Genomic DNA, 24859 nt, shown 5'->3' on the forward strand with positions numbered 1-24859 from the left:
TTTTGGCGTATTTTGCTGTTGTTTAAACTATAGATAGCCGAATTTAAACGAATTTCCGCTTAACGCCGCTGATAAGGACCGCTATTGTTCAAAGACCTGATTAACGACCTCAACGACCATTCCATCGTGGAACCTGACATCTTTCTGGACGTCCCCTTCGTCCCCAGTGACGACCGCGTCATCGACACCATGCTGCAACTGGCCCGGACCGGGCGCAAGGACATCCTGTATGACCTGGGTTGTGGCGATGGACGCATTGTCATCGCCGCCGCCAAAAAATACCGCTGCACCAGCATAGGCGTAGAGCTGGACCCGCTGCGTGTTGCCGACGCCATGGAGCAAGCAGGCCATGCAGGCGTGGAGTATCTGGTGGACTTTGTGGAAGAGGATCTGTTTACCGCAGACTTCAGCCAGGCCACCATCGTGACCTTGTACTTGATGGACACCATCAATGCCATCCTGCGCCCGCGCCTGTTGCAGGAGCTGCGACCCGGTGCGCGGATTGTGTCGCACGCCTTTGATATGGGCGATTGGGAAGCCGATGAAATCCTGCATGTGGGCGGCATCAAAATCTACAAATGGATTGTGCCGGCGCAGGTGGCAGGCGAATGGGAGTGGGAAGGCCTGGACGGAACAGACTACCGCTTGCAGCTCAAGCAGCGTTATCAGGATGTCAGCGGGAAAATCTGGATGAACGGCAAGCCCGCCCTGCTGACGGACCTGTACCTGTCCGGCGATTGTCTGGAACTCAGCGCACAGGCCAATGCGGCCTCCCCCGTCATCAGCTCCAACCTGTACTTCGACCATCAGGAACTGCTGTCCGTAGAAGAGGTGGACGAAGAGGCCTGATCCCGCAGGCCCCTGCTTCACAACACCGATACCCATATCAAGCCCTGGCACCCAAGCAGGGCTTTTGTTTTAGAACTGGTACTTCATCGTCAGCATGATTTTCTGGGGCGCACCATAAAAGCCCTGGGAATCCTCCGTCAGATCCACATACTTCTTGTCGAACAAATTGTTCACATTCAACTGCGCCGACAAGCTGGGCGAGAAACGGTAATGCGCCATCACGTTGGCCAGCAACACGGAGCCTTGCTCGCGTCGGGCGCTAAGGTTTGGCGCCACGGTTCTATCCACATAAACATGACTGCGCCATTGCACACCGCCACCTATCGTCAGCTTGCCTTCAGTGCCCGGCACAAGATAGGAGGTCTGCAGATTAGCCAGATTCTGCGGTTCAGAGGTTTTGAAGGGACCGCCTTCGGCATTACGCACCAGATTACGGGAAAAACCTGCGGACACCTGCCAGCCTGGCTGGATTTCACCTGAAGCCTGCAGCTCGAAGCCCTCGCTGGTCACGCCCTTGGCCCCGCGATAAGCAAAATCGCTAGAACCGGGTACCGTCCTGTCGCCGTCTTTTTCGGCCACATTGTCCTGCTCGATGCGAAACAGTGCCAGCGACGTGTTGAGCTTGCCGTCAAAGTGTTCGGACTTCAGGCCCAGCTCGTAGCTCTTGCCCTGCACCGGGTCCAGATAGCCACCACTGGCGTCACGATAGGTCTGTGGCTGGAAGATATCGGTGTAGCTGAGATAGGCCGTGACGTTCTCGGTGAAGTCGTACAGCAGACCAGCGTAAGGCGTGAATACGTGATGGTTCATGGTGTCATCGCCGGACTCGCGCTTCCAGTTGGTTTGTCGGCCACCCACGATCAGCTTCAGGGAATCGCTCAAGGACAAGCGCAGAGCACCATAGACCGCATTCTGGCGCGTTTCCTGCTCACCCAGCAGCTGGAAACTCCCCCATACCGGCTCGGGATAGGAGCCGTCCCATTCAAAGACATTGCCTACTGGCGTATTGCCTTGTGGAGCATGATTGCCGTAGCGGTAGTTGGACTTGCTGCCCATTACCCCCACCAATGCCTCGTGCTCCTGCCCAAAGGCCTCAAATGGCCCGCTCAGTTCCAACGACGCGCTGTTCTGATCGAACTCCTGATGCGAGTTATTCAGCAAGGAAGTCATGCCCAGGCCGGTGACTGGATCAGGGTGGCCCATCAAATACACCAGCTTGGAGTCGTACTCGCTTTCCAGACGGCTGACATTGGCTTTCAAGGACCAGCCATTGGAAAAGCGATGGTCGATGCCCGCGTAGAAGGTATTGCTGGTCGTATCCCAGCGCGTCCAATCTGCTCCAACACTGAACGAGCGACGCCAATCCAGATCCCCGCCCTTGTTATCCAAGGTAGGCAGACCGCCCCAGGTCACCCCTGTCGGACGCTTGGCCTGGTGCTCCACCCCCACCCGCACAGTGGTGTCTGCCGTCAGATCCGCTTCCGCGGTTGCCAACCAGGCACGATTACGCGTGTGATAACGGTCGATATACGAGTCGCGCTCCTCCATCATCCCTGCCACGCGAGCACGCACTGTACCGTCCTTGTTCAAGGGCGTGGATAGATCAATCGTGCCTCGATGCTGGTCCCAGGACCCTATGCCAACAGAAGCGGTGCCGGTAAACACATCACTGGTCGCGCGTTTGCGCACGATATTCACCGAGGCGCCTGGATTACCCGCCCCCGTCATCAAACCAGTCGCACCACGCACAATCTCGATGCGGTCGTACAGAATGGGATCAAAGTTGGACGTCCCGAAAAAGTCGTTCTGCGTGGCAATGGACACCCCATCGTATTGGTAAGTGTCGACATAGAAACCACGCGAATGGATGTCGGTACGGTCAATATCCGACATGGAAGTCGCAATCCCCGTCACGGTCTTGAAACTCTCACCCAGTGTGGTCAGATTCATGTCTTCCATCTGCTGGCGTGTGATCACACTGACGGACTGCGGGGTCTCGCGTGGTGACAGGCGCAAACCTGTTGCTGCCGTAGTCGCCTGCACGGCATAGGAGCCCGAGCCTTCAGTAGACAGATCACGCCCCACCACACGAACCGGAGCCAGCTGAGTCGCCTCGCCTTGAACCGGGCGGGTCAGGGACACGTTCTTGCCCTTACGCCGGAACTCCAGGCCTGTACCTGCCAGCAAGCGGCTTAAGGCTTGATCCGCCGTCAAACTGCCGGACACAGAGGGAGCCGTCATCCCCTTAACCGCCTCAGGCAGATAGAAAATCTGCAAGCCGGCCTGTGCTCCCAGTTTTTCCAGCGCGGCCTCCAAGGGTTGCGCGGCAATGCTGATCGCCACCGGCGTTTCCTGCGCCCAAGCGTGGGGTGCATGCAGACCAATAGCCAGAAAAAGAGAAAGAGCGAGGGCGTTAAGACCAATCGATGTCGTACCCCGACGCGCGGCGGCGGAGGGTATAGCTTGCGTGTCCAGCATGAACAGAGTTCCAAAAAATAAGTACGCGCACGGTGCGCAGACACCCTTGGCCAAGGCTATGGGCTAGTCTGCTTCCGGTCTGGAAAGCAGGCCCCCATAAGTAAGACGCCGTAGCGAAAAATTTTCCGGAATGATTCTCACTGCTCTTTTTGATACAAAATGTATCATCAATGATGCATGATTTGCTTGGCGACAGGACTCGACAGCACAACATGATTCGTCTTCGAATCGCTGTTCACTGTCCGCACTTCACGGTTCGTGGCTTGTGGCTTGTGGCTTGTGGCTTGTGGCTTGTGGCTTGTGGCTTGTGGCTTGTGGCTTGTGGCTTGTGGCTTGTGGCTTGTGGCTTGTGGCTTGCAGTCAAGCATAAAACGAACCGAAACTTTAAGGCGCCATCAGCAAAGCGCTACCATCCGCCTGTCGCGCCACCAGGACTGGCGCAATATCCGGCAGGATATCCAGCGCCGCTGCTGGCTCCTCAATACTCAATGTGCCCGATATGCGCAGCTTGGCGATCTGTGAGTCTGCCACCCGCAAAGGGTGATCCAGATAGCGGCTCAGCTCTTCTGCCAACGTCGTCAAAGGCACATCGCGGAACACGATGCGCCCCTCTTGCCAGGCCGTAATCGCTTCCACACGCTCCTGCTCCAAAGGCGTCACCTTGTTGTTTACCGCGCCGGATACTTGCCCGGCCAATAACATCGCCCGGTCCCTGCGCCACCACGGACCGGTAGAAAGCTGCACCGATCCCTCGCGCACCGCCACGGTGACACCTTCAGCCTCTCGACGCACATTGAACTGCGTGCCGGTAACCAGCACCTGCGCTTGACCCGCGTCTACGGAGAAGGGTCGATTCTTGTCGGACTGTACGGCAAGCAGGGCCTCGCCCCGCAGCAACTCCACGCTACGGCGCGACGCGTAAAACGCGATGTTCACTTCCGTGTCCGTATTCAAATCCAGACGCGAACCATCCGGCAATTCAAACTGCTTGCGCTCGCCGCGTGCCGTCAACAGGCGCTGGGTAAACACTGGTGTCTCGGCCCACATCGAACGACTGAACCAGGCCCCGGCAGCCACCGCGGCAAACGTCGCCCCTGTACCCATCACCCAGCGCCGCCGCGCAAAGTTGGGCACCTCTTGCGCCGGACGATTCATGATCTCCCGCATCTCGTCCATGGGCAGATGATCCGCCACCTGCCAGACCTGCTGCAAGGAACGGTACTCCCGCTCATTAGCCGGATCCTGCGCCAACCACGCATCCCGCTCACGCTGTTCCTGCGGCGTCAGCTCACCGAGCTGCTCTCTGGAAAACCAGTCCAGCGCTTGCTCTTGGGGCAGATGAGAGGGGGTGGGCTTGTCGTTTTTAGGCATGGCTCGCGTCGCCAGGGACACAGGGCAAAAAACCGTGCCCTTCACTGATAAGACGTTTATGCATAAGGAAATCCGGAATCAATGAGGGGCATAGTTTTGTAACTTTTTCTGAAGATGCCGTAATGCCCGCTTCATGTATTTTTCCACCGAGCTGGGCGTCAGATCCAGCTTCTCTGCAATTTCCTTTTGCGTATAGCCCTCTATTTTGTTCCACAAAAACACTTGCTGGCACTTCAAGGGCAGCTCCTGCAAAGCCTCCCGCAACGCCTGGCTAAGCTGCTCCATGCGCAGATCACTTTCCGGGCCAGGGTCTACCGGATGCTCCTCCTCGCGCAAATCGTGCAAGGGCACCACCTCATGGCGCGACTGGCGGCGGATTTCACTGATCAATTGGTTTTGCGCACTGCGATACAGATAGGCTTTTTGATTCAGTGCCGCAGCATGTTCACCGCGCAACAAGCCTTCAATGGAGTCCTGCGCGGCATCTTCCGCGTCCTGCGGCAAAGAACTGCGCTTCGCCCACGAGCCGATCAGCCCGCTGTAATGAGCGAGCCAGCCTTTCTTGGGCGAAGGTCGGCGGGACATGGCAAATGCAAGAGACGAATGTCGAATGAAGCGAGCATATTAACAATAATTCTCATTTAGATATAGAAAAGTCCCTGCGGTATGAATCCGCCTCTTACTGACAAAGAGAAACGTCTCTTAACGGCATCTCGTGCTCGCAATGCTAGGCTGTCCTAACTCTTGTTTATCCAGTAAAGGAATCAGCCTTATGCGTTTTTCTTCCTTCAAAGCACGATGCGCAATGACCTTGGCCACCGTCAGCGCCACCCTTGCCTTGTCGGCCCCTTCACTGGCGGACGTCATTATTCCCATGAATCTGGCTACCGAAAGTGGTGCTGGCGAGCAAATCGGCCAAATCAGCGTTCGGCAGACGGAACACGGTTTGGTCTTCACGCCAGATCTGAAGAACCTCAAACCCGGTGTGCATGGTTTCCATGTGCATGAGAACCCCAGCTGCGCCCCCAGCGAGAAAGACGGCAAGGTAACGCCTGCTGGGGCGGCTGGCGGCCATCTGGATCCCAACAAGACCGGCAAGCACGGTTTCCCATGGGGCAATGGCCACCTGGGTGATTTGCCCGCCCTGTATGTCCAGGCTGACGGCAGCGCCAGCACCCCCGTTCTGGCCCCGCGCCTGAAGTCACTGGATCAGATCAAGGGCCGAGCCCTGATGATCCACGAAGGCGGTGACAACCACTCCGACCACCCTGCACCACTGGGCGGCGGTGCCGGACGCTTTGCCTGCGGAGTGATCAAGTAGGCGCCTTCATCCCTTTAACTTTTTCAAGGAGATGCCATGAACGAAACGATTGAATCTTCCTTTGAACAACTGCAAGAGATGATCAAGGACATTCGCTTTGCGATGTTCGTCACCCACGCACAAGGCGGCCAGCTTCATGCCTGGCCCATGACCACGCAACAGGCCAAAATGAGTTCGGAACAGGAGGACTTTGAGCACGACAAGCTCTGGTTCTTCATGGCCAGGTCCAGCCAGGTGGTCCACAATCTGATCGCCAACCCGCATGTCAACGTCAGCTATGCCAACCCCAAGACTGACACCTATGTGTCGGTCTCGGGCATGGCCAGCGTTGTGGACTCCATGAATCAAAAGGAGCGATTCTGGAACACGCTGGTCGAGGCCTGGTTTGAAGAAGGCATCACCGATGCGGATGTTGCTCTGGTCTGCGTACAGATAGACAGTGCCGAGTACTGGAGCGTGCGCGAAGGCAAACTGGCTCAGGCAGGCAAGATGCTCAAGGCAACCCTGACGGGCGAGCAACTGACAGAACTGGGGGAGCACGGCAAAATCAGCCCTGCCTCCAAACCAGATCGCTACATATAGCCCCTGCTGCGTGACTAAAACCTGACGCCCGGCCTTGCGCCGGGCTTTTGCTGGCGCTCTGGTACGCAGGAGTTGCCGCCTTGATCAACGACCTTCCAGAAACCGGGCAATACGCGTATACAAAGGTCCGGTCAGCACCAGCACACACACCATGCGGGCAACTTGGAATGAGGTCACCATGGGCGCACCCAACTGCAGGACTTTGGCGGTGATGGCCATCTCCGCAATCCCTCCGGGACTGACACCCAGCACCAGCGTGGGGTAAGGAATATCAGACAATCGATACAAGCCATAGGCAAAGCCAAAGGCCAAGGCCAGGTTGATGACAGTGCTGACGGCGGCAACACCGAGATAACGGGGCGCCCGACGGAAGAAATCCGGGCCGAACTTGTCGCCCAAGGCCCAGCCGATACACAACTGCCCCAGGTTGGAAATCTCTACCGGCAAGCCCGACAAAATAATATCCTTATACGTCAGGATGGCCACCACCAGCAAAGGCCCCAACACCCAGGGATTGGGCAGACGGAACACTTGAAAGGCCAACCCTGCAGCACTGCTCAATAACACCAACAGAGCCAGACCGGGCAGGTTCAAAAAGTCGGGTCTCAGCACAGCCCCAAGCTGTTCACCCGAAAAGCCCAGAGCCTCGAATGCGAAGGGAATAATCACCACCACCATCAACACCCGCAGGCCATGTGCAGAGGCGACCAGATCCGGACGTGCGCCGTAGCGTTCTGCCAGCCCGGTCATCTCGCTGGCACCGCCTACCGCGCTGGCAAACCAGGCCGTACGCAGGTCCGTACCGGCAAAGCGGGTCAACATGAAAGTGCCGATACAGCACAAGACCAGCGCAAACACCATACCCATCACAATGAACACGGCATTGCTGCCAATCAGGTGCACCATGGCAGGGGTGAAGTACAGCCCCAGGGATGCCCCAATCACCCACTGCCCTGCATTCCGCGCCAGCGGCATGCACGCACCGGGACTGCCGGCCATTTTGGTGGCCGCTGTCAAGATCAGGGCACCCAGCATCCAGGGCAAAGGCATGCTCAGCCAAGTAGCTGCCAGCGCACCTAACAAGGCCACGCCAAAACCCAGAACAATTCGAAACCAGTTAGCCATAACAAACACGACAAGGCCAGGCCGCAGCCTGGCGCTTCCTCTCAAAATCCCCCACCAGACAAGTGGGGGTCACTTCCTTATGGCTTGTCGTGCCCTTGCTTGCGGGCGGCAAGATGACGCAACACGATCGGACCTACGCTCACTAGAACAGCAGCGATCCATAAGGCAATTGAAATAGTGCTCTCGAACAGAATGCCGATTTCGCCATTCGTAATCGAGAGCGCACGACGCAAATTCTGCTCCATCATATTGCCCAGAACCACGCCCAGCACCATGGGCGCCATCGGCACATTCATCTTGCGCAGAAAATAACCCAGGACACCGATACCAACGACCAGTTGCAGATCAAACGTCGTGCCATTGATGGCATAAACACCGATATAGCTGATCGCCAGAATACCCGGCACCAACAAGCGTGGCGGAATAGCCAGCATAGCGGCAAACACCCGCACCATAGGCACGTTCATCAAGAACAACATGACGTTGGCCACCATCAAGGAGGCAATCAAGCCCCAGACAATCTGTGGCTGCGACTCAAACAGCACTGGCCCCGGCGTGATGTTGTACAGCGTCAGAGCGCCCATCATGACCGCTGTCGTCCCCGAGCCGGGCACACCCAACGTCAACATGGGAATAAAGGAACCGGTTGCCGCACTGTTATTGGCCGCTTCGGGCGCAGCCAGGCCTCGCAGATCGCCCTGTCCAAACATGGCATTGGGGTCTTTGCCTTCGATGTATTTTTTCTCGTTAGCATAGGTTACCGCTGAAGCCACACTGGCCCCGGCACCGGGCAAGATACCGATAAAGAAGCCCATCACACCACCGCGTATGGTGCTCCACCAGGTCATACCCAACTCTTGAAAATTAAAGAGCTTACGCTTGCTTTTAGGCACTTCAATTGACACCCCACCCAGCAGATTCTCCAGCATCTGCAACATCTCGGCCACCGCAAACAAACCGATCACAACAACCACAAAATCAATACCGTCTGCCAGGTTCGGAATGTCAAAACTGTATCGATACACCCCGGAATTCGCATCCACCCCAATCGTCGAGATGAACAAACCCACCATGGCTGCCAGGATACCTTTAACGGGTTCATCGCCCAACAAACTCGTCAAGGCACAGAAGGCAAAGACCATCAGCACAAAGTACTCGGCAGGGCCGAAGGCAACCGCCCAACCCGCCAATAGGGGAGCCAGCAGCACAATCCCGCAAATAGCGATGGTGGAACCGATAAAAGAAGCAAAAGCAGACAAGGACAAGGCCACGCTGGCCATGCCTTTACGTGCCAACGGATAGCCATCCAATGTCGTCATGACAGCGGCCGCTTCGCCCGGCACATTGATCAAGATGGAGGTAATGCGCCCACCGTATTCTGCCCCCACATACACGGCCGCCAGTAAAATCAAGGCAGATTCGGGCGGCAATTTCATGGCAAACGCAATCGGCACCAGCATGGCGACGCCGTTGATAGGCCCCAGCCCCGGCAAAACCCCCACAATGGTGCCAATAAAAGCACCAATAGCGGCCACCAGCAGGTTCTGGGCGGAGAAGGCGACACCAAAGCCGACACTTAAATATTCAAGAATAGAGCTCATAACCACTCTCCCAGGATGCCGGATGGCAGAACGACATCCAGGCCCAGGTCAAACAACAAGAACAGGCCTACGCCCATCACCAGCCCGCCCATAAGGGCCTGCCTCCAGGAGCCGCCAAACAGGCGCCCAACCAGTGCCGCCATAATCGTGGTGGCGACAATGAAGCCCAACCATTGAAAGAGCCAGGCATAAGCCGCCAAATACGCCACCATCATCAAAATGCGGCCGTTGGCACCGGGTGGATTGGCAGCCACTTGCCCACCACCCTTGATCATCAAGCGCAAACCGCACAAGGCAATAATCAATGCCAGCAGCAAGGGAAAGGCTTTGGGCCCAACCGGCTCATAGGAAAAGGGGGGCTCTAGGTCGTAGCCAAAGGCGGTGATCAAGGCGGCAAGCACCAACGCGCCCACGCCTAGCACGCGATCATTTAGCGTCATGATGGAATCTCCGGATTCACCCGCCATGCACGGCGGGGCACAAAGGCGGTGTTCCCGATTCAAAAAAGCTGGGGAACACCGTAAAGATTTACTTCTTGATCAGGCCAAAAGAATCAGCCAAGTCCCGATACTGAACCACTCGCTGTTTTACATACGCGTCCAGCTCGGAACCGGTCATATTGAACGAGAACAAACCCTGCTGTGTTTGCAAGTGAGCAAATTCAGGGGTCTTCATCAGACGATCAAAGACTTGAACCCACCACTGATATTGTTCGTCAGAGACTTCGGGCCCCATGTAAAAACCACGGATAATCGGCCATTCAATATCAAAACCCTGCTCTTTGGCGGTAGGAATATCCGCCAGGGCGCCGTCCAGTCGCTTATCATTGAACACGGCCAATACGCGGATAGGGGCCCCACCTTCCAGCATCGTATGTGCCTCAGCAGCATCACCCATATAGGCCTGAACGTGACCACCGCGCAACGCCGTCATGGCTTCGCCACCCCCTTCAAACGCGACAAAACGCATTTTTCGGAAATCCACATCAGCCGCACGCGCCGTCAAGGCCGCTTTCATCCAGTCCTGACCACCAACGGACCCACCGGCCCCCAACACGATCTTGCTCGGATCAGCCTTGAATGCCTCCATCAAGGACTTCAGATCCTGGTAGGGTGAATCATTACGTACGATAGCAACACCGTAATCACTGCCTATCGACGCCAGCCAGCGCACATCATCCACCGAATATTTGCCAAACTTGCCCTGCGCCAGATTGAGCAAAGAGCCACCGGAGAAGGCCGCAATCGCATTGCCATCACCCGGACGCTGCGCCACGATGTGGTTATACGCGACCGCTCCCACACCTCCAGGCATATACACGGTACGCATGGCATTTTCCAGCAGCTTGGTTTCCAGAAAACCATTGACGGCCACACGGCAGGTCAAATCAAAGCCGCCACCGGGTTGGGCCGGAGCAATACATTCAGGTTTGGAAGGTTGCTGGGCATGGACACCGCTCAAGCTGCTCAGACCCAGAATGCTGCTCGCAAACAGCACCCGTAGTTTCGTGTGAATAGTCATTGGATCGCCTCCTGGATGATCGTCGTCGTTGTAATGGTTGCGACCTTACCGGAGCGAAGCTTTCGCCTAGCTTTCAATTACCCCAAAAACCGCCAATCTCAAGGGTATACCCTAGATTAAAAGATCACTGTTTGAGCGCCTCAAACGCCAAACGCACGATCAGGCCGCGCTGCTGCGGTCCAGGCTGCAAGCTCATGCGAGCACCATGAATTTGAGCAATAGCCTGCACAATTGCCAGGCCCAACCCCGAGCCTTGCAAGGCCTTGCCAGCCTCTCCCCGCCGGAAGCGATGGCCCGCCTTGGCCATATCGTCTGCACTCATGCCCGGGCCGTCATCCTCCACTTGCAGATAACACATTCCGCCCTCTTGCCAGACAGACACAGTAATGCGAGCGGCCCGTGGACAGTACTTGATGGCATTGCTGACGATATTGCTCAAGGCCTGCTGCAACAGCCAAGCCTCTCCCGCCACTCGCACCGGTTTTGAAGGGACATCCAGTCCCAGATCCTGACGACGCGATCGGGCCAGGCCCCACAACTCGTCAACCACCTGCCCGGCCTGCTGACACAGATCCACCGTTCCCAAAGCAGCACGGCTGCGCAACTGATCAGCCGCATCGCGCACCCGCGACAGGGCCACCATTTGATGCGTCATCTGGGCCGTATTATTCAAACGCGACTGAATCGCCTCCAGCACCTCTTTCATTTCATCTGTCTTGGCCACGGTCAAGGCAAAATCCACCTGAGTCAGCAAGACGGCCAACGGCGTTTTCAACTGATGGGACGCATCATCCAGAAATTGCTGCTGCTCGCGTGATTTACGCGCATAGCGATCCATGTGCAAATTAATGGTCTGCACCAAAGGACGCACTTCTCGGGGCAGACTGGCCTCGCTGATGGGCTCCAGATTATCGGGAGAACGATACCGTACCTCTGCGCTTAACTTGCGCAAAGGGCGCAAAGCCAGCAAGGTTCCCACCAAAATCAGCACCGTAAACAGGCTGAGAACCGCCACATCCTGAATCAGGTTCTGCACAATGACTTTACGGATGAACTCGTCGCGCTCGCTTACGTTCTCGCCAGCCTGGATCAAGACCCGACTATCCTGATACGTCTGCAGCCGTCCCCCTGACTCCAGCGCCACCGCCGCAATACGCAAAGGCTCTCCCAAATAGTGGGCGTCATAAAAAACAGGCTGATTACTCACCAGCCTGCCCCGCGGCAACGGCATACCGGTATAACCAATTTCCGACAAACCATCTTCGGTGGCCACCCGGAAATACACCTGACTGCTGATGGTGTATTCCATGAACTCCATCATGTAGTAGGACTGCTCCATGGCCAGTCCACCGCTAATGGTCAGCACATTGGCTGACATGGATTTCAACGCCCCCGCCAGGGCCCGATCGAACGCCGCATTCACCTGATCCTTCAGCGTCATGCTGGAAATGAACAGGGACACGGCCGATGTCAGCAAAGCCGCCGGAATCAGCATGACCAACAAGGTGCGACGCAGACTGCTCAAGGCCATAGCGGCTCCTGCAAAGGCATGGACTTACGGTTCCTCTTCGCTGACCGGCTCCAGGCAATAGCCTACGCCGCGCAAGGTAATGATGTGAACATCCGAGGCCTGCAGCTTCTTGCGCAAACGATGTACCAGCACTTCGATGGCCTCGATATTGATTTCGTCTTCATCTTTTTCGTTAAGCCGGTCCAAAATGAACTGCTTGTTCACGGGCTCGCCACTACGCTGCACCAGAATACGCAATACCTCGGCCTCGCGCGGCGACACGGACAACAGCACACCGTCCAGCGTAAAACGCTGCGTGGACAAGTCATAGACCAGGCTGGCACATGCCATGCGAGGCTTGTCCTTGCCACGGCTACGACGAATCAAGGCGTTGAGGCGGGCCACCAGCTCTTCGATACGAAACGGCTTGGGCAGGAAATCATCTGCTCCGCACTCCAGCGCCTCTACCCGCTCCTGCAAGGAATCACGCGCTGTCAAAATCAACACGGGAGTGCGGTCATCCTCCGAGCGCAAACGTGCCAGCAAGGCGCGCCCATCCATACCCGGCAGGCCCAGGTCCAGAACCAGCGCATCAAACTCCTCGATCTGCAAACGGTGATAGGCCACCATCCCGTCGTTGGACCACTCAACCGAAAACCCTTTCTTTTGCAGGCTGCGGGTCAGCCACAGGGCCAAATCAGGCTCGTCTTCAATCAATAAAATTCGCATGGCGGATGGTAGAAAAGAAAACAGAACAGGAGCAATAGTACGCCGCCGGAGCTTGTCAACCGCGCTTTACGCGCTAACCGGCTCGGTCAGCTCCAGCACAAACCGACGTAGCCAGCGACTTTCTTCATCGTGTTCTTTATTGATATCCCAAATCATGGACACCACAAACGACGGGACACGCAAGGGCACCGGGGATACGGCCAGACGGCTATTGCACTCGGCAAAAGAGCGGGCGGCATAATCAGGCATGGTCAGCACCAAAGGGCTGCCAATGATTGCGTTGATCGCACCGGAAAAGTGAGTGAACGAGGCCTTGACCTTGCGCTGCAGACGCTCGGCATCAAATAGCTCATCAACAAACCCCCGCAAACCATCAAAAGACACACGTCCATGATGCGCATGCAGATACTCCGGCTTGCTGATAGGTGCCGAAAACTGGATAGACTCCTTATCGTATATGCAGATATACGAGGCCGGAAACAGCACTTGGGACTTGTGCATGGTGCTTAGCAATTTGGGGCTGGAGCAGATCGCCAGATCCGCCCCGTGCTCTTGCATGCTTTGCGGCCACACATAGCTATTGGTTTGATAGAAAGAAAAACCGATCGTCCAGCCTTGCTCATCGGCCATGCGAATCATGCGTTTGGCCAGCATATTTTCCAGATCATCAGACAAGGCGATACGAAAAACCCGACTGGAGCGGCGTGGATCGAATTCTTGATCAGAGGTAACCAGCGCCGAGATGCTTTTCAAGGCTTCCGATATCTGCGGGGCAATCTCCAAGGCGCGATGCGTCGGCGTCATTCCGTGCGATCCACGCGTAAATAACTCGTCATTGAACACCACCCGCAACTTGCGCAAGGACGCACTAACCGCCCCCTGGGTCAGAAACAAGGCATTGGCGGCTTTGGTGACGCTGCGCTCGTTCATCAAGCATTGAAACACCAGCAGCAGGTTCAAATCCACGCGCCTGATATTAGCAATATTAATGAAAGCCATTTTTCTAATTAGTTTGAATGATTATTTAGCTTGATTAGACTAAAAATTAACCACAACCACAATAAGGGTCAGGTATTTACCTTCCCCGCTTGAGGAGACCTCTATGGGCACTGCCACCATCGCCCCTTCACACGCCAATGCGGCCCCCCCAGGCCAGCCGACCCTGAGTCGAAAACAAGTTGTTGCCGTCGGTATCGGCAACTTTATGGAATGGTTTGATTTCGCAATTTACGGCTACTTTGCCGCCGTTATCGGCAGCATTTACTTCCCATCTGACGCCACGGGCGTTTCCCTCTTGTCGTCCTTGGCCGTGTTTGCAGTGGGCTTTGTCTCGCGCCCCTTTGGCGCCCTGATTCTGGGGCCCATTGGCGACCGCTTTGGTCGCAAGACCGTGCTGATGATTACTGTCTTTGGCATGGGTGTCTTTACCACCTTGATCGGCCTGCTACCCGGCTATGCCACCATCGGCATTGCCGCTCCCACCCTGTTGGTCATTCTGCGCTTTCTACAAGGGATGATGGTAGGCGGTGAATGGTCGGCTGCCGGTATTTTTCTGGTGGAAAGCGCCCCCGCCAACCGTCGCGCCAGCGCCGCCAGCGTGGTGACCTTTACAGCCGGCATTGCTTTTCTGACAGGAACCGCCACGGCGGCCGCCATCAACACAACCTTGACCGAAGCCCAGGTCTACAACTGGGGCTGGCGTGTGCCTTTCGTGCTGTCCATCGTGATGACCTTCATTGCCGTATTTATCCGCCGCAAACTGAACGACACCCCGGTCTACCACGAGCTGCAGGAAAAGAAAGCCAACAACACCCTGGCGCGCGTCTCGCCCAAGGACAAGTTCAACGCCTTTGTGCTGTCCTTTGCATTCTCCGCGCTGTTTCTGGTGTCGCTGTACTACTTCATCACCTACGCCAATAACCACCTGGTTTCCATTCTGGGCATGAACAAGACAAACGCTCTGTGGCTGTGCAGCGCCGCGTTGGTGGTGTATTGCATTTTGCACCCGCTGGTGGGCCGTTTCTCGGACCACTACGGTCGTCGCAAACTGGCCTTGTTCGCCGCCGCCGGCCTGACCATCATGGCTTACCCCGTTTTTCTCATGATGAACACCGGCAAACCGGCTCTGATCCTGCTGAGCCTGACTATCCTGGCTTTTCTAGTCGCCATTTCTGCCGTCATGAACGTGGTACTGCTGGTGGAGGTATTCCCAGCCTCGATCCGCTCCACTGGCGCGGCCTTGGGTCACAACGTCTCGTCAGCACTGCTGGCCGGCCCTGGCCCCTTCATTGCTGCTGCCCTGATCCAGTACACCGGCAACCCTAACGTACCCGCCTGGTACCTGGCTGCCGTATCCCTGCTGTGTTTCCTGATCCTGTATACCCGCCTGCCTGAAACCAAAAACGTGGACTTGTCCGCAGGCTGATTTTTAAAGGAGAGCTCGTTATGAGCAAAGTTGCTGTTATACAAGCGGCGTCCATCCCGTTTGACTCTGCCAGCAGTGTCGAAAAAGCCGCTGCCATCTTGCAGCGGGTATCGGCCAACGGCGCCACCCTGGCGGTCTTTCCTGAAGCCTTTCTGGGTGGTTATCCCAAAGGCATCAGCTTTGGCAGCGTGATCGGCAACCGCCGCCCCGAGGGCCGTGCCCTGTACCAGATGTATGTGGAAGGTGCTGTCATTCTGGGAGGCCCCGAACTGGAAGCCCTGGCCGATGCCGTTACTCAAACTGGTGTCTACACCGTGATGGGTGTGATCGAAAAAATGGGCCGCACCTTGTATTGCACCGCACTGACGCTGGCTCCCGGCAAAGGTGTGGTGGGCATCCACCGCAAACTGATGCCGACCGGTCAGGAACGTCTGGTATGGGGCTTTGGCGATGGCTCCACCCTGGGCACCGTCAACACCCCTATGGGCCGTATCGGTAACGTGATCTGCTGGGAAAACTACATGCCAGCCCTGCGTCAGACCATGTACGCTCAAGGCACCGAACTATACTGCGCCCCCACGGCAGACGACCGCCCTACCTGGGCCTCGTCCATGATTCACATCGCCGTTGAAGGTCGCGTATTTGTACTGTCCGCTTGCCAGGCCATCCGCCTGAACGACTACCCCGAGTCCTTCCAGAAAGAGTTTGCCCTGCCCGGCGAATTTGCTCCAGACAGCTACGTGATGCGTGGTGGCAGCATGATCGTCAGCCCTACCGGCGACGTGCTGGCCGGTCCGGTGTTCGACGAAGAAACCGAACTGTATGCCGATCTAGATATGGATCTGCTCAAACAAGCCAATCTGGACTTTGATGTTTACGGCCACTACTCGCGTCCTGACATCTTCTCACTGCATGTCGACACCCGTGCCAAACAGGTAGTGAAACTGCAAACCGAAGACTCTTGCCCGCAAGACTAGGATACTTTTTCAGACACAGCCTGCCCGAAGCGCCGCACCTGGGCAGGCTGCCTTTGTTCCATCAGCCCAGGCAGCCAATCCAGCAGTCATTGCTAAAGGCTCGAGACCGACCGCCCTTCTTGCAAAACGCGTGACCGCAAAACGGCCTCTGGGGCAGCAATCTGCAACTGTGCCTCATCCAAACCCATTCCTTGAGCCAGTTGCGCCAACATCGCCAGACTGAGCGGCACCAAGCCTTTTTCCAGCACCTCGTACTCCGCCGTACTCATACCTAATCGAGAGGCCAAACGCTCACGCTTGATCTCCAGATATTCCCGCCAGGCACGAATAAGCGTCCAGCGATGCTTGTGCATATCCTTAAGTACTGCGTAGGGGATACCCCTTTCCGAGCGCACAAAACGCGGCGCGGCCATCAGCTTGCGCACGCACTCGTCATGCATGGCATCCCGTGTCAACAGATGGGTATACAGCATGGCCTGCTCAGGTAGCGTACGGGGATCAATATCTTCAGTGCTCAACAAGTATGTATTCATCATGGCTGACAGACCTAGGGATGTAAGAGGTGACGGTGAACCATGAACTTACCGAGCCGTTCCACCCTGTTCTGTCAGATAATTCTGAAACTGTCCCCAGCCCACCCTATTGGCTTATCCTGATCAAGCAACACGCCTGCACAGACCATAAAAAATGCCTCTGAACACGTTCAGAGGCACTCGTCCAAAACACAGCACTGCGCATATCAACAACAACAACAACAACAACAACAACAACAACAACAACAACAACAACAACAACAACAACAACAACAACAACAACAACAACAACAANCGTATCGTCTGGGCGTTACTGGCCAATCAACGAACCTTCCAGCCTGACTATACGCCTGACGGCTCATAGTCAGGCTGAACTGAGCTCCCCTTTAAAAACCACTATTAACCCTTCCCCCGATTGCTCAGGCAAGCACGACATGATGGCAAGATAGGTCAGACCGTGGTTGGTTAAACCCGATGTCCCCCAGGCACAACGCAGTGCGCTGGTCCGATTGAGGCACCAACCAGCAAAACCCATCAGGGACCGCCGCTGACGCGGCAATCAAGTCCGAATGTACGGGTGCAATCTCGACCCACTGTCCAACATGAAGTGAGTGCTTGGCAAAACAGGGGCGTCCATGTACGGGGGACCAAGTACCGGGTGAGTTCTGGGTGCGCCCTGCCTGATCTCTGGCCAAGGGGACCGGTGCGCAGCACCGGCAAGAGCTCAAGCCCCAAGGCCCCGGCGCAGGCCAGAGGGGCGTCTTCATTGAGATGCTTTCTGCCTTAGTCCTTATTCCAACCCCCAACTACAACCTGCAGGCATCAAAACGATCAAAAGTTATATTTCACCCCACCAAAGAAACTCCTGCCATTACCCGCCAGATAAGTCGGCATCGCCTCCGACGCCGAGCGACGAATCACATAACTGCTGGCATAAGTCTTATCAAAAATGTTATCTGCCATCAGATAAGCACTCCAATGCTTGTCATGCTGATAAGCGACCTTGAAACCCCAAATGGCATAGGCATTTTGATGCGTGCCTTCCACATTTTGATGATTGGTCGGCGTATCCGAAGCCAGCCAGCGCACGTTCGGCCCAAACCGCCAGCCACCACGTCGATACATCAGTTCTGCACCCAGCAAATGCTTGGGCACCCCGGCAATACGATTGCCTTCATACTCGCCGCCACGGAAACGGAAATCACTGTAGGTGTAAGACAGACGATAGTCCCAGCGTCCCGCCGCCGGCGCAGGCAAAGAACCGCTCAAGCCCGCTTCCACCCCCTGGTGACGCGTACGATCGCCATAGTTGAAGGTGACTGAGGACGTTCCCGTCGCATCGCTGACAGCCATCAGCTCATCTTTCACATTGCTGCGATACACGGCCAAGGACCAGTCCACCGCCGACTCGCCACTGCCCAAACGCCCGGCTCCACCCAGCTCAAAGGTGGTGGCCTTTTGCACATTCAATTCTGTCAGCCCTGTCACTGCCGAGCGCACATTCATGGGCTGCGGCACTTGCGCGCTGATGATCTCCCAATACGTAGGCGCTTCATGACTGCGGCTGACATTGGCAAACACCCGTAAATCCTCGGACGGCTGCCACACCACACCCAATTTCGGGCTGGCATAGGACCATTTCTGGTTCAAGGTATCGCCACCCAAACGATTGCGCGCATCACGAATCGCCTGGCTGTACTTCACATCCCCCACCACCGTCCACTGGGGTGTAAGCTTCCAGCTCAAACCCAATAGCGCATTGCGGTTTTCAGCCCGCAGACGATAGTCCCCAAAGAACAGCGCACGGCTGCCATTGGCCGGGTTGACCGCGTACAGCTCACGATCCATATCACTGCGCGCCCAGTCCAAAGCCACGCGATAGTCCAGAGAGCCCGCGCGGCCCGCAACTTGCCACTGCGCCCCATAGGTATGCCCCTTGGTGGGCGAAGACACCTGCGGATTCGTAAAGGTATCGTCCACCGTCTGCCAATACAGACCCACGGTCTGGTTGAAATCCTCGGTGCCCCAGTAGCTGCGATTCGCCAGACGGAACTGAGTAGCCTTGCGACTCGGGTCACGCTTATACACATTCACCGCCCTATCCTGCGGTGTGCCGTAGTCTCCCATCACACTGCGCGGATCGCTGTAGAGGCGCTCACGCGGGACCACATTGGGAATATCAAACTTCAAATCCACATAGGACAGGTAGGTACGATTCTCGAACTGTCCGCGCTTGAAACCGATATTGCCCTGCACATTCGTGCGCTCGGAATCCGAATGATGACGATAGCCATCGGCCTTGTCATGGCTGACTGCCAAGCGCCCATCAAACTCGTCCGTCTGAAACCCCTTGGCCGCATACAAACCCAGACGCCCAAAGCTGCCGCCTTCCACGCTGATGGTATCGCCTTGTGTACCGTTCATGGAGCGAAAATCCAATTCTCCACCTAAAGTGGTCGCACTGGCGGACAAGGCATTCGCACCACGCCGCACGCTGATCAAGGAGCTGTTGCGCGGTTCCAGAAAGCCAATCACAAAGGAGCCGTCCGCCTCGTTCAAAGGCAGGCCATCCTGCAGCAGCAAGACACCTCGATTGACCGGATTGCTTTGAATGCCCGAACCCCGGATATTGAGCCGTGGCTGATCAATCCCGCCAAAGAAATCCTGCACCACCAGACCGGGTTGATAATCCAGGGCATCGCGCAAGGTCACCAGACGCACTTCTTCCTGCGGCTGAATCAAGTTGGTGCCACCGGGCACGGCGTCCAGGCGGGCTTTCTCTTGTCGCAGGTCAGCCTGCAGCACGCTTTGCCCGACAGGCGCCTTGATGACAATGGGAGACAGGGTGGGGGTAGACGGGTCGGCCCAGACGGCGCCCGACCACAGCCCTCCCAGCGCCAGGCTGACCGTCAGCCGACGCAATACAGGAACGTGTGACATCGTATTCTCGATAGAAAGTGAAATTACCAGTGCAGATAAAACATGGTCTTGGCCAGGATCACGATCCCGACCATGTGACAGAACACGCTTAGGTGAATGCGCTTGAAATGGATGGACTTCATGCGTCCGGTGCGCCGCAAAGTCATAGCCGTCAGAAAATGGCCAAAAACGCTGAGTGCCAACAGAATCTTGATCGTCAGAAACAGGCCCAAAGTGTTATCGAAAGGGTGGGCAAGCGCCGCACGGTGATGCCAGGCCAAACCTATCCCCGCACTGTACAGAACCAGCAAAACCCAGGGCATGATGCGGCGGGCACGGTCACCAATGGCAATCTCCAAGGTGCGCATGGCCTCTCGCGGAACGTGCTTGCGTATCCCTTCCAGCATCAGGACTTCAAAAAACACCGTGCCGATAAAAAAAAGGGCGGCAAACAGATGAAACAGCAGGATCACGGGATAGGCGGTCATGGCGTCAAAGCCTCCTGAGACAAAAGTTGGGCATACAAAGAATCGGCCAGACGCTCGCGGGCAGCGGTATCCGCCGGGGCTACAGGCTGAAACAACTGACCTTGCCCCTTTTGCAGCAGCAGGCAGGAATCAGCAACCTGCATCAATTCACGAGGTTGATGGCTGACGTACAGCAGCGCCGCTCCGGTTTCTTCCAGACAGCGCAGGCAGACTTGAGCCAGGCTGTTACGCAAGGCCGGATCCAGCGCGCTAAAAGGTTCGTCCAGCAGCAGCAGGTCCGGCTGCAAGGCAAAGGCGCGGGCCAGTGCCACCCGCTGCGCCATGCCACCGGACAACTCACCGGGCCAGAACTGGGCAACATCGGCCAGCTCTACCTGCCCCAGCCAGTACATGGCACGTTCTTTGGCTTGCGTAGCGGACAGACCTTGCGCGCGCAGCGGAATCTGCACGTTGTCCAGCACGCTGCGCCAGGGGAGCAAGCGAGGCTGCTGAAACACCAGCACGGGATGACGAAACTTGTTCCAGATCTGGCCGCGATCGGGCTTGATGAGCCCGGCCACCAAACGCAGCAAGGTGCTTTTGCCTTCACCGCTAGGCCCCAGAACGCCCAGACGCTGCCCAGCCTTCAAGGTGAAACTTAAATCCTGCAAAACCGGCTTTTGTCCGAACAGCACCTGGACATGGCTTAACTCAAGCATGGCTGTCCTCCCGCCACTGCCCCAGACGACGCTGCAAGGGTTGCAGCAAGACAAATTCAATCGCAGCGACCAAGCCCAGAATCAGCACCACCCAGGCATACAGCTCAGCACTGTCAAAGGTGCTGCGCGCATTGGCCAGGGCATAGCCTGCGCCACTTTCTGCGCCCAACACTTCGGCCATCACCACCAGACGCACACCGCCACAGCAGGCGATCAGCAAGGCAGCCGTCAAAGGGGCCGTCAGAGAAGGCAGATACAGGTGGCGCAGACGACGCCACCAGCCAAAGCGGTAAACGTGGCTCATCTCGATCAGGTCGCGATCTACCTGCAACATGCCTTTGACGGTGTTCACGTACATGCCCGGCACCATCATCAGCACCGTCATGAAAATCACCATGCCCGAACCCAGACCAAACCAGAGCATGGCCAGCACGACAACCACTACAGGTGGGATCGCCATCAGCAGCCAGCGCAAAGGTTCCAGCAAGCCGCGCAGCCGCGGGCTGTGCGCCGCCAAAATGCCCAGCGTGAAACCGATGGAGCAGCCGACGCTGACGCCGACCGCCACGCGCAGCAAACTGGCTCCTGCATCATTCAGAAAGTGGCCGGACATCATCAAACGTGGAATAGCGCGGGCAGTTTCCATGGGCGAGGCCATCAGTAAAGGCCCCAGAAGCATGGCGCTGATCTGCCAGCACAGCAGGATCAGCACCACACCCACCAGGCCCCAGACACGAGAGCTACGAGCTGTTAAATGAGGCTTGGTTTTCATGGCCCATAAAACCCGGCAGCAGGCAAACCACCCCCCAAGGCTTGGGGATGCGAATCCGCCAGCAATTGATACAAAGCTTCCAGTTGAGGGCGAATTTCACTGGCCGGGCGACTGTCCAGGCGTGTCTTTTCAATGGCGGTTTGAATGGCTGGAACCGGGAACTGCGGCAAATAGCCATGAACCATTTGGGCACACGCTTGCGGCTGCTGGCTGCACCAGCGGGCCGACTCGGCATACGCCCGCTCTACGGCCTGATTCAGCTCGGTATCGTGAGCTACGGTGACGTTCGCCATCACGCCCGCTTGGGGCAGTGCCTGTTGCGAAGGGAACACTTCCGCCCAGGCTTGCTCCAGACTTTGGCCACGATGCAGCACCACCTTCTTCTGCCCTGCCTGCCACAACAGCAAAGACGCGGTGGGCTCAACCAGCAAGGCTTGATCGCCCTGCCCAGTCAACATCAAGGCGATGGCGTCTTGCGCATCGCGGGTACGACGCAAACGCACAGCTTGCTTGCCCGGCTCGGCTTGTTTAGCTAGCAAGGTATCCAGCAAGACAGCAGGGAGGTCACGCTGGAATGGCACCAGCAGTTCTTTACCGGCCAGATCGCTAAAACTCTTGACGGCAGGATCTCGGCTGACCAGCCACAAAATCCCCCAGACCGAAATATTCAATTGCTTGACGGCTTGCCCCTTGTTGAACATCAAGGCGGACAAATTGCTGGGCGCAGCACTGTAATCCACTTCTTTTTTGGCCAGTAAAACACGCAACTGATCCGGGTTTTGCCACAGACGAAATTCCAGCTTGTCCGTGTATTGACTCAAGGCCTGGGTCTTGGCCATATGCATCAAGGGATAGGACACCACCGCACCTGGGCCAGCCAGCGTCAGGGACTCGTAACGGGGCGCAGCCTGGGCACCTGTGACAAGCGAGGCCAAAAGCAAACCAGACAGAACGCGCCCCAAGGCTTTAGGGACAAATATCCCACTGCCAATTTTTTTTATGGCCTGCTGCCCTCTGTCGGAACGCGTGCTTTTTGCCTGGGAAGCAGCCCAGCGGCAAAACCCTTGATAGATATATGGCATGGAGATTCGTATAATGAGAACTATTATCAAATGGGAATTCTCCCATCTTCATCCAAGCGCCCAAATGACAAAAGTCAACATGCCCGGCCCGTGCCCCGCTTTGTTTGAATTGCTGGCCCGCCATCGTCTCCTGCAAGGTCTGCCCATTGAGGTCATCCAACATGTGTGCCGTGACGCCTTGGCGCAACACGCCTATTCGGGGCAGATCCTGTTCGATGAAGGAGACGAGGCCCGCTATTGCTTGCTGGTCGACAGCGGCCAGGTAGAAATCCTGCGCTACAGCCAAAATGGCGACGAGCGTGTTTTTCACGTGTTCGATTCCGGTCAACTGGTGGCGGAAGCGGCCATGTTCATGCCCCATGGCCGCTACCCCATGTGCGCCCGCGCCAAAGGAGCCGTGCATGTTTACAAGCTCTCACGCAGCAGTTTGCAAGCAGCCTGCCGCCGCTGGCCCGACCTGGCCATGAACATGATGGCCGGCCTGAGCAGTGCCCTGTATGCACAGGTCAATAAAGTGGACTGGATTTCCGCCAGCTCGGCGGCCGAGCGCCTGGCGAACTACTTGCTGAACCTGCAAGCCCGCCAAGGGGAAAACATTCAGCTTCCCATGAACCAGCGACAACTGGCCGCCCATTTGGGTATACGGGCTGAAACCTTGAGCCGTTTGTTTACGGATTGGCAGGCGCGTGGCTATGTCAGTGGCAAACGCAGCGACTGGCAGGTACGCGACCAGGCCCATCTTCTACGCTTAGCCAGCCCTGCACAACGCTCCTTTTAGGTGATATCAAAGCCACCAAGAAAGGATTGTCCCAACGCATCCAGCAGCCGCAGAAGCTGGACCACAGGCCACCTGCTTTTTTGAAACGCGGTGTGAACAACTGAGCGAGGGCATCGCCGCCTGAAGCCGGAAGTGCTCCACCTCTAGGCAATCATGACTTTTGTCATTGGAAGACCTTTCAAGCAGACCCAGAATGCCGACTTTTAGCTTCCCTGCCTGATACCCATGACACCCACGCTGCCGCAGACCGATGACACCGAAGCCGACATCCGCCAATTAGTGACCCAGTTCTACGCGCAGGTGCGGCAAGATACACAGCTAGGCCCGATTTTTGAGCACCATGTGCAGGACTGGGACGAGCATCTGGATATGCTGTGCGACTTCTGGTCGGCCATTTTGCTGGGCACACGCCGCTTCAAGGGCGCCCCGATTGCGCGCCATGCGGCCCTGCCCGAGTTATCCTGGCCCTTGTTTGAACGCTGGCTGGAAATTTTCCACCAAACCACGGCCAATCTGGGTAAACCCGCCCTGCAAGAAAAGGCAGACGCGATGGCAGACCGCATTGCCGCCAAACTTTGGCAAACCTATCAGGCGCAAAGCCATCAAACGCGCCTGCCCGACACCCTGCCCGAAGGGCTGGAACGCTACAGCCAATCCCCCGTTTTCACGCCGGACAATTTGCCCGAGGCCCTGCGCCGTGCCCACAACACCAAGGTCGGCACCTGGGGCCTGCTGCGGGTTCAATCCGGCGTACTACGCTTCACGCTGGATCAGGAGCCCTTTACCGAAGTGGTCCTGACTACCGGACAATGCGTAGTCATTGAACCCCAAGTCCTGCATCATGTGGAGTTTGAGCTGCCCGGTCGCTTTCAGATCGAATTCTTCAAACACGCCCGCTAAATTGAAAAAATCCCTTACAAATAATAGGTGAATACCCGCATCACCGACTACACTTGCGGCTCCCGCGTGAAAACCTCAATAGAATCAAGATTACTCTTGCTCAATTAGACACGCCCATCAGGCCGGAACCTTACGTTCAACGCTTATACTGTTCAACTATAAAACAGGGGTGTCGCTCACAAGGCAAGCCCCTTCAGATT

23 protein-coding genes are annotated in these 24859 nt (G+C 56.6%); 7 read left to right on the plus strand and 16 right to left on the minus strand.

Annotated elements, in window-relative coordinates:
- Positions 1 to 84: 84 nt before the first annotated feature.
- On the plus strand, positions 85 to 849 hold the full coding sequence (locus tag ACDI13_RS08460) for a class I SAM-dependent methyltransferase (RefSeq protein WP_316988323.1): 765 nt from the start codon (positions 85 to 87) through the stop codon (positions 847 to 849).
- Positions 850 to 918: 69 nt separating this feature from the next.
- Here the strand turns inward: ACDI13_RS08460 and ACDI13_RS08465 are convergent, their stop codons facing one another.
- The 3 genes from ACDI13_RS08465 to ACDI13_RS08475 all read right to left on the minus strand — a co-directional run bounded on the left by ACDI13_RS08465 (position 919) and on the right by ACDI13_RS08475 (position 5283).
- Positions 919 to 3327, minus strand: coding sequence for a TonB-dependent siderophore receptor (locus tag ACDI13_RS08465; protein WP_316988324.1), 2409 nt, complete (start codon positions 3325 to 3327; stop codon positions 919 to 921).
- A gap of 384 nt (positions 3328 to 3711) precedes the next feature.
- Positions 3712 to 4698 carry a FecR domain-containing protein gene (locus ACDI13_RS08470; protein ID WP_316988325.1) on the minus strand — a complete coding sequence of 329 codons (987 nt, stop codon included), beginning with the start codon at positions 4696 to 4698 and terminating at the stop codon, positions 3712 to 3714.
- Positions 4699 to 4776: 78 nt separating this feature from the next.
- Positions 4777 to 5283, minus strand: coding sequence for a sigma-70 family RNA polymerase sigma factor (locus ACDI13_RS08475; protein WP_316988326.1), 507 nt, complete (start codon positions 5281 to 5283; stop codon positions 4777 to 4779).
- Between the two features lie 187 nt (positions 5284 to 5470).
- Between ACDI13_RS08475 and sodC the strand changes: the two genes are divergently transcribed.
- Both sodC and ACDI13_RS08485 read left to right on the plus strand, forming a co-directional pair.
- A complete protein-coding gene (gene sodC, locus ACDI13_RS08480) occupies positions 5471 to 6019 on the plus strand; it encodes a superoxide dismutase [Cu-Zn] SodC (RefSeq protein WP_316988327.1) in 549 nt (182 codons plus the stop codon).
- Positions 6020 to 6055: 36 nt separating this feature from the next.
- Positions 6056 to 6601, plus strand: a complete 546-nt coding sequence (locus ACDI13_RS08485; RefSeq protein ID WP_316988328.1) for a pyridoxamine 5'-phosphate oxidase family protein — start codon at positions 6056 to 6058, stop codon at positions 6599 to 6601.
- Positions 6602 to 6685: 84 nt separating this feature from the next.
- On the opposite strand, the gene ACDI13_RS08490 is transcribed toward ACDI13_RS08485, so the two are convergent.
- The 7 genes from ACDI13_RS08490 to ACDI13_RS08520 form a co-directional block, all read right to left on the minus strand.
- Positions 6686 to 7726, minus strand: coding sequence for an AbrB family transcriptional regulator (locus ACDI13_RS08490; RefSeq protein ID WP_316988329.1), 1041 nt, complete (start codon positions 7724 to 7726; stop codon positions 6686 to 6688).
- 77 nt (positions 7727 to 7803) lie between these two features.
- A complete protein-coding gene (locus ACDI13_RS08495; protein ID WP_316988330.1) occupies positions 7804 to 9327 on the minus strand; it encodes a tripartite tricarboxylate transporter permease in 1524 nt (507 codons plus the stop codon).
- On the minus strand, positions 9324 to 9767 hold the full coding sequence (locus tag ACDI13_RS08500) for a tripartite tricarboxylate transporter TctB family protein (RefSeq protein WP_316988331.1): 444 nt from the start codon (positions 9765 to 9767) through the stop codon (positions 9324 to 9326). The genes ACDI13_RS08495 and ACDI13_RS08500 overlap by 4 nt, the downstream gene beginning before the upstream one ends.
- 88 nt (positions 9768 to 9855) lie before the next feature.
- The gene (locus tag ACDI13_RS08505) at positions 9856 to 10848 is read right to left on the minus strand and encodes a tripartite tricarboxylate transporter substrate binding protein (RefSeq protein WP_316988332.1); all 993 of its coding nucleotides are present in this window, start codon (positions 10846 to 10848) and stop codon (positions 9856 to 9858) included.
- Between the two features lie 124 nt (positions 10849 to 10972).
- Complete coding sequence (locus tag ACDI13_RS08510) at positions 10973 to 12379, minus strand: sensor histidine kinase N-terminal domain-containing protein (RefSeq protein WP_316988333.1); 1407 nt, start codon at positions 12377 to 12379, stop codon at positions 10973 to 10975.
- A 24-nt stretch (positions 12380 to 12403) separates the two neighbouring features.
- The gene (locus ACDI13_RS08515) at positions 12404 to 13087 is read right to left on the minus strand and encodes a response regulator (RefSeq protein ID WP_316988334.1); all 684 of its coding nucleotides are present in this window, start codon (positions 13085 to 13087) and stop codon (positions 12404 to 12406) included.
- A 66-nt stretch (positions 13088 to 13153) separates the two neighbouring features.
- Positions 13154 to 14086 carry a LysR family transcriptional regulator gene (locus tag ACDI13_RS08520; RefSeq protein WP_316988335.1) on the minus strand — a complete coding sequence of 311 codons (933 nt, stop codon included), beginning with the start codon at positions 14084 to 14086 and terminating at the stop codon, positions 13154 to 13156.
- 103 nt (positions 14087 to 14189) lie between these two features.
- On the opposite strand from ACDI13_RS08520, the gene ACDI13_RS08525 reads away from it, so the two are divergent.
- Together ACDI13_RS08525 and ACDI13_RS08530 are read left to right on the plus strand one after the other, a co-directional pair.
- Positions 14190 to 15512, plus strand: coding sequence for an MFS transporter (locus tag ACDI13_RS08525; protein WP_316988336.1), 1323 nt, complete (start codon positions 14190 to 14192; stop codon positions 15510 to 15512).
- A gap of 20 nt (positions 15513 to 15532) precedes the next feature.
- A complete protein-coding gene (locus ACDI13_RS08530) occupies positions 15533 to 16489 on the plus strand; it encodes a carbon-nitrogen hydrolase family protein (RefSeq protein ID WP_316988337.1) in 957 nt (318 codons plus the stop codon).
- 92 nt (positions 16490 to 16581) lie between these two features.
- Here ACDI13_RS08530 and ACDI13_RS08535 read toward each other — a convergent pair whose 3' ends face one another.
- The 6 genes from ACDI13_RS08535 to ACDI13_RS08560 all read right to left on the minus strand — a co-directional run bounded on the left by ACDI13_RS08535 (position 16582) and on the right by ACDI13_RS08560 (position 22834).
- On the minus strand, positions 16582 to 17025 hold the full coding sequence (locus tag ACDI13_RS08535) for a helix-turn-helix transcriptional regulator (RefSeq protein WP_316988338.1): 444 nt from the start codon (positions 17023 to 17025) through the stop codon (positions 16582 to 16584).
- Between the two features lie 828 nt (positions 17026 to 17853).
- Positions 17854 to 19962, minus strand: coding sequence for a TonB-dependent receptor (locus ACDI13_RS08540; RefSeq protein ID WP_316988855.1), 2109 nt, complete (start codon positions 19960 to 19962; stop codon positions 17854 to 17856).
- Between the two features lie 23 nt (positions 19963 to 19985).
- Entirely contained in the window at positions 19986 to 20429 is a 444-nt protein-coding gene (locus ACDI13_RS08545) for a CopD family copper resistance protein (RefSeq protein WP_035270184.1), read from the minus strand.
- A complete protein-coding gene (locus tag ACDI13_RS08550; protein ID WP_316988856.1) occupies positions 20426 to 21127 on the minus strand; it encodes an ABC transporter ATP-binding protein in 702 nt (233 codons plus the stop codon). Before ACDI13_RS08550 ends, ACDI13_RS08545 begins: the two co-directional genes overlap by 4 nt.
- Positions 21120 to 21899: an ABC transporter permease gene (locus tag ACDI13_RS08555; RefSeq protein WP_316988857.1), complete on the minus strand. Its 780-nt coding sequence runs from the start codon at positions 21897 to 21899 to the stop codon at positions 21120 to 21122. Before ACDI13_RS08555 ends, ACDI13_RS08550 begins: the two co-directional genes overlap by 8 nt.
- Entirely contained in the window at positions 21896 to 22834 is a 939-nt protein-coding gene (locus ACDI13_RS08560; RefSeq protein WP_316988858.1) for an ABC transporter substrate-binding protein, read from the minus strand. The genes ACDI13_RS08555 and ACDI13_RS08560 overlap by 4 nt, the downstream gene beginning before the upstream one ends.
- 211 nt (positions 22835 to 23045) lie before the next feature.
- Between ACDI13_RS08560 and ACDI13_RS08565 the strand changes: the two genes are divergently transcribed.
- Together ACDI13_RS08565 and ACDI13_RS08570 are read left to right on the plus strand one after the other, a co-directional pair.
- The gene (locus ACDI13_RS08565; protein ID WP_316988859.1) at positions 23046 to 23759 is read left to right on the plus strand and encodes a Crp/Fnr family transcriptional regulator; all 714 of its coding nucleotides are present in this window, start codon (positions 23046 to 23048) and stop codon (positions 23757 to 23759) included.
- A 225-nt stretch (positions 23760 to 23984) separates the two neighbouring features.
- Positions 23985 to 24659: a DUF1971 domain-containing protein gene (locus ACDI13_RS08570; protein ID WP_316988860.1), complete on the plus strand. Its 675-nt coding sequence runs from the start codon at positions 23985 to 23987 to the stop codon at positions 24657 to 24659.
- Positions 24660 to 24859 lie beyond the last annotated feature (200 nt).

Origin of the sequence: Alcaligenes faecalis, assembly GCF_041521385.1 — a bacterium.
GTDB lineage: Bacteria > Pseudomonadota > Gammaproteobacteria > Burkholderiales > Burkholderiaceae_B > Alcaligenes > Alcaligenes faecalis_E.

Excerpts from the sequence above, each read along its gene's own strand:
- ACDI13_RS08465 (WP_316988324.1), bottom strand. The coding sequence starts at position 3,327 with ATGCTGGACACGCAAGCTATACCCTCCGCCGCCGCGCGTCGGGGTACG.
- ACDI13_RS08470 (WP_316988325.1), bottom strand. The coding sequence starts at position 4,698 with ATGCCTAAAAACGACAAGCCCACCCCCTCTCATCTGCCCCAAGAGCAA.
- ACDI13_RS08475 (WP_316988326.1), bottom strand. The coding sequence starts at position 5,283 with ATGTCCCGCCGACCTTCGCCCAAGAAAGGCTGGCTCGCTCATTACAGC.
- sodC (WP_316988327.1), top strand. The coding sequence starts at position 5,471 with ATGCGTTTTTCTTCCTTCAAAGCACGATGCGCAATGACCTTGGCCACC.
- ACDI13_RS08485 (WP_316988328.1), top strand. The coding sequence starts at position 6,056 with ATGAACGAAACGATTGAATCTTCCTTTGAACAACTGCAAGAGATGATC.
- ACDI13_RS08490 (WP_316988329.1), bottom strand. The coding sequence starts at position 7,726 with ATGGCTAACTGGTTTCGAATTGTTCTGGGTTTTGGCGTGGCCTTGTTA.
- ACDI13_RS08495 (WP_316988330.1), bottom strand. The coding sequence starts at position 9,327 with ATGAGCTCTATTCTTGAATATTTAAGTGTCGGCTTTGGTGTCGCCTTC.
- ACDI13_RS08500 (WP_316988331.1), bottom strand. The coding sequence starts at position 9,767 with ATGACGCTAAATGATCGCGTGCTAGGCGTGGGCGCGTTGGTGCTTGCC.
- ACDI13_RS08505 (WP_316988332.1), bottom strand. The coding sequence starts at position 10,848 with ATGACTATTCACACGAAACTACGGGTGCTGTTTGCGAGCAGCATTCTG.
- ACDI13_RS08510 (WP_316988333.1), bottom strand. The coding sequence starts at position 12,379 with ATGGCCTTGAGCAGTCTGCGTCGCACCTTGTTGGTCATGCTGATTCCG.
- ACDI13_RS08515 (WP_316988334.1), bottom strand. The coding sequence starts at position 13,087 with ATGCGAATTTTATTGATTGAAGACGAGCCTGATTTGGCCCTGTGGCTG.
- ACDI13_RS08520 (WP_316988335.1), bottom strand. The coding sequence starts at position 14,086 with ATGGCTTTCATTAATATTGCTAATATCAGGCGCGTGGATTTGAACCTG.
- ACDI13_RS08525 (WP_316988336.1), top strand. The coding sequence starts at position 14,190 with ATGGGCACTGCCACCATCGCCCCTTCACACGCCAATGCGGCCCCCCCA.
- ACDI13_RS08530 (WP_316988337.1), top strand. The coding sequence starts at position 15,533 with ATGAGCAAAGTTGCTGTTATACAAGCGGCGTCCATCCCGTTTGACTCT.
- ACDI13_RS08535 (WP_316988338.1), bottom strand. The coding sequence starts at position 17,025 with ATGATGAATACATACTTGTTGAGCACTGAAGATATTGATCCCCGTACG.
- ACDI13_RS08540 (WP_316988855.1), bottom strand. The coding sequence starts at position 19,962 with ATGTCACACGTTCCTGTATTGCGTCGGCTGACGGTCAGCCTGGCGCTG.
- ACDI13_RS08545 (WP_035270184.1), bottom strand. The coding sequence starts at position 20,429 with ATGACCGCCTATCCCGTGATCCTGCTGTTTCATCTGTTTGCCGCCCTT.
- ACDI13_RS08550 (WP_316988856.1), bottom strand. The coding sequence starts at position 21,127 with ATGCTTGAGTTAAGCCATGTCCAGGTGCTGTTCGGACAAAAGCCGGTT.
- ACDI13_RS08555 (WP_316988857.1), bottom strand. The coding sequence starts at position 21,899 with ATGAAAACCAAGCCTCATTTAACAGCTCGTAGCTCTCGTGTCTGGGGC.
- ACDI13_RS08565 (WP_316988859.1), top strand. The coding sequence starts at position 23,046 with ATGACAAAAGTCAACATGCCCGGCCCGTGCCCCGCTTTGTTTGAATTG.
- ACDI13_RS08570 (WP_316988860.1), top strand. The coding sequence starts at position 23,985 with ATGACACCCACGCTGCCGCAGACCGATGACACCGAAGCCGACATCCGC.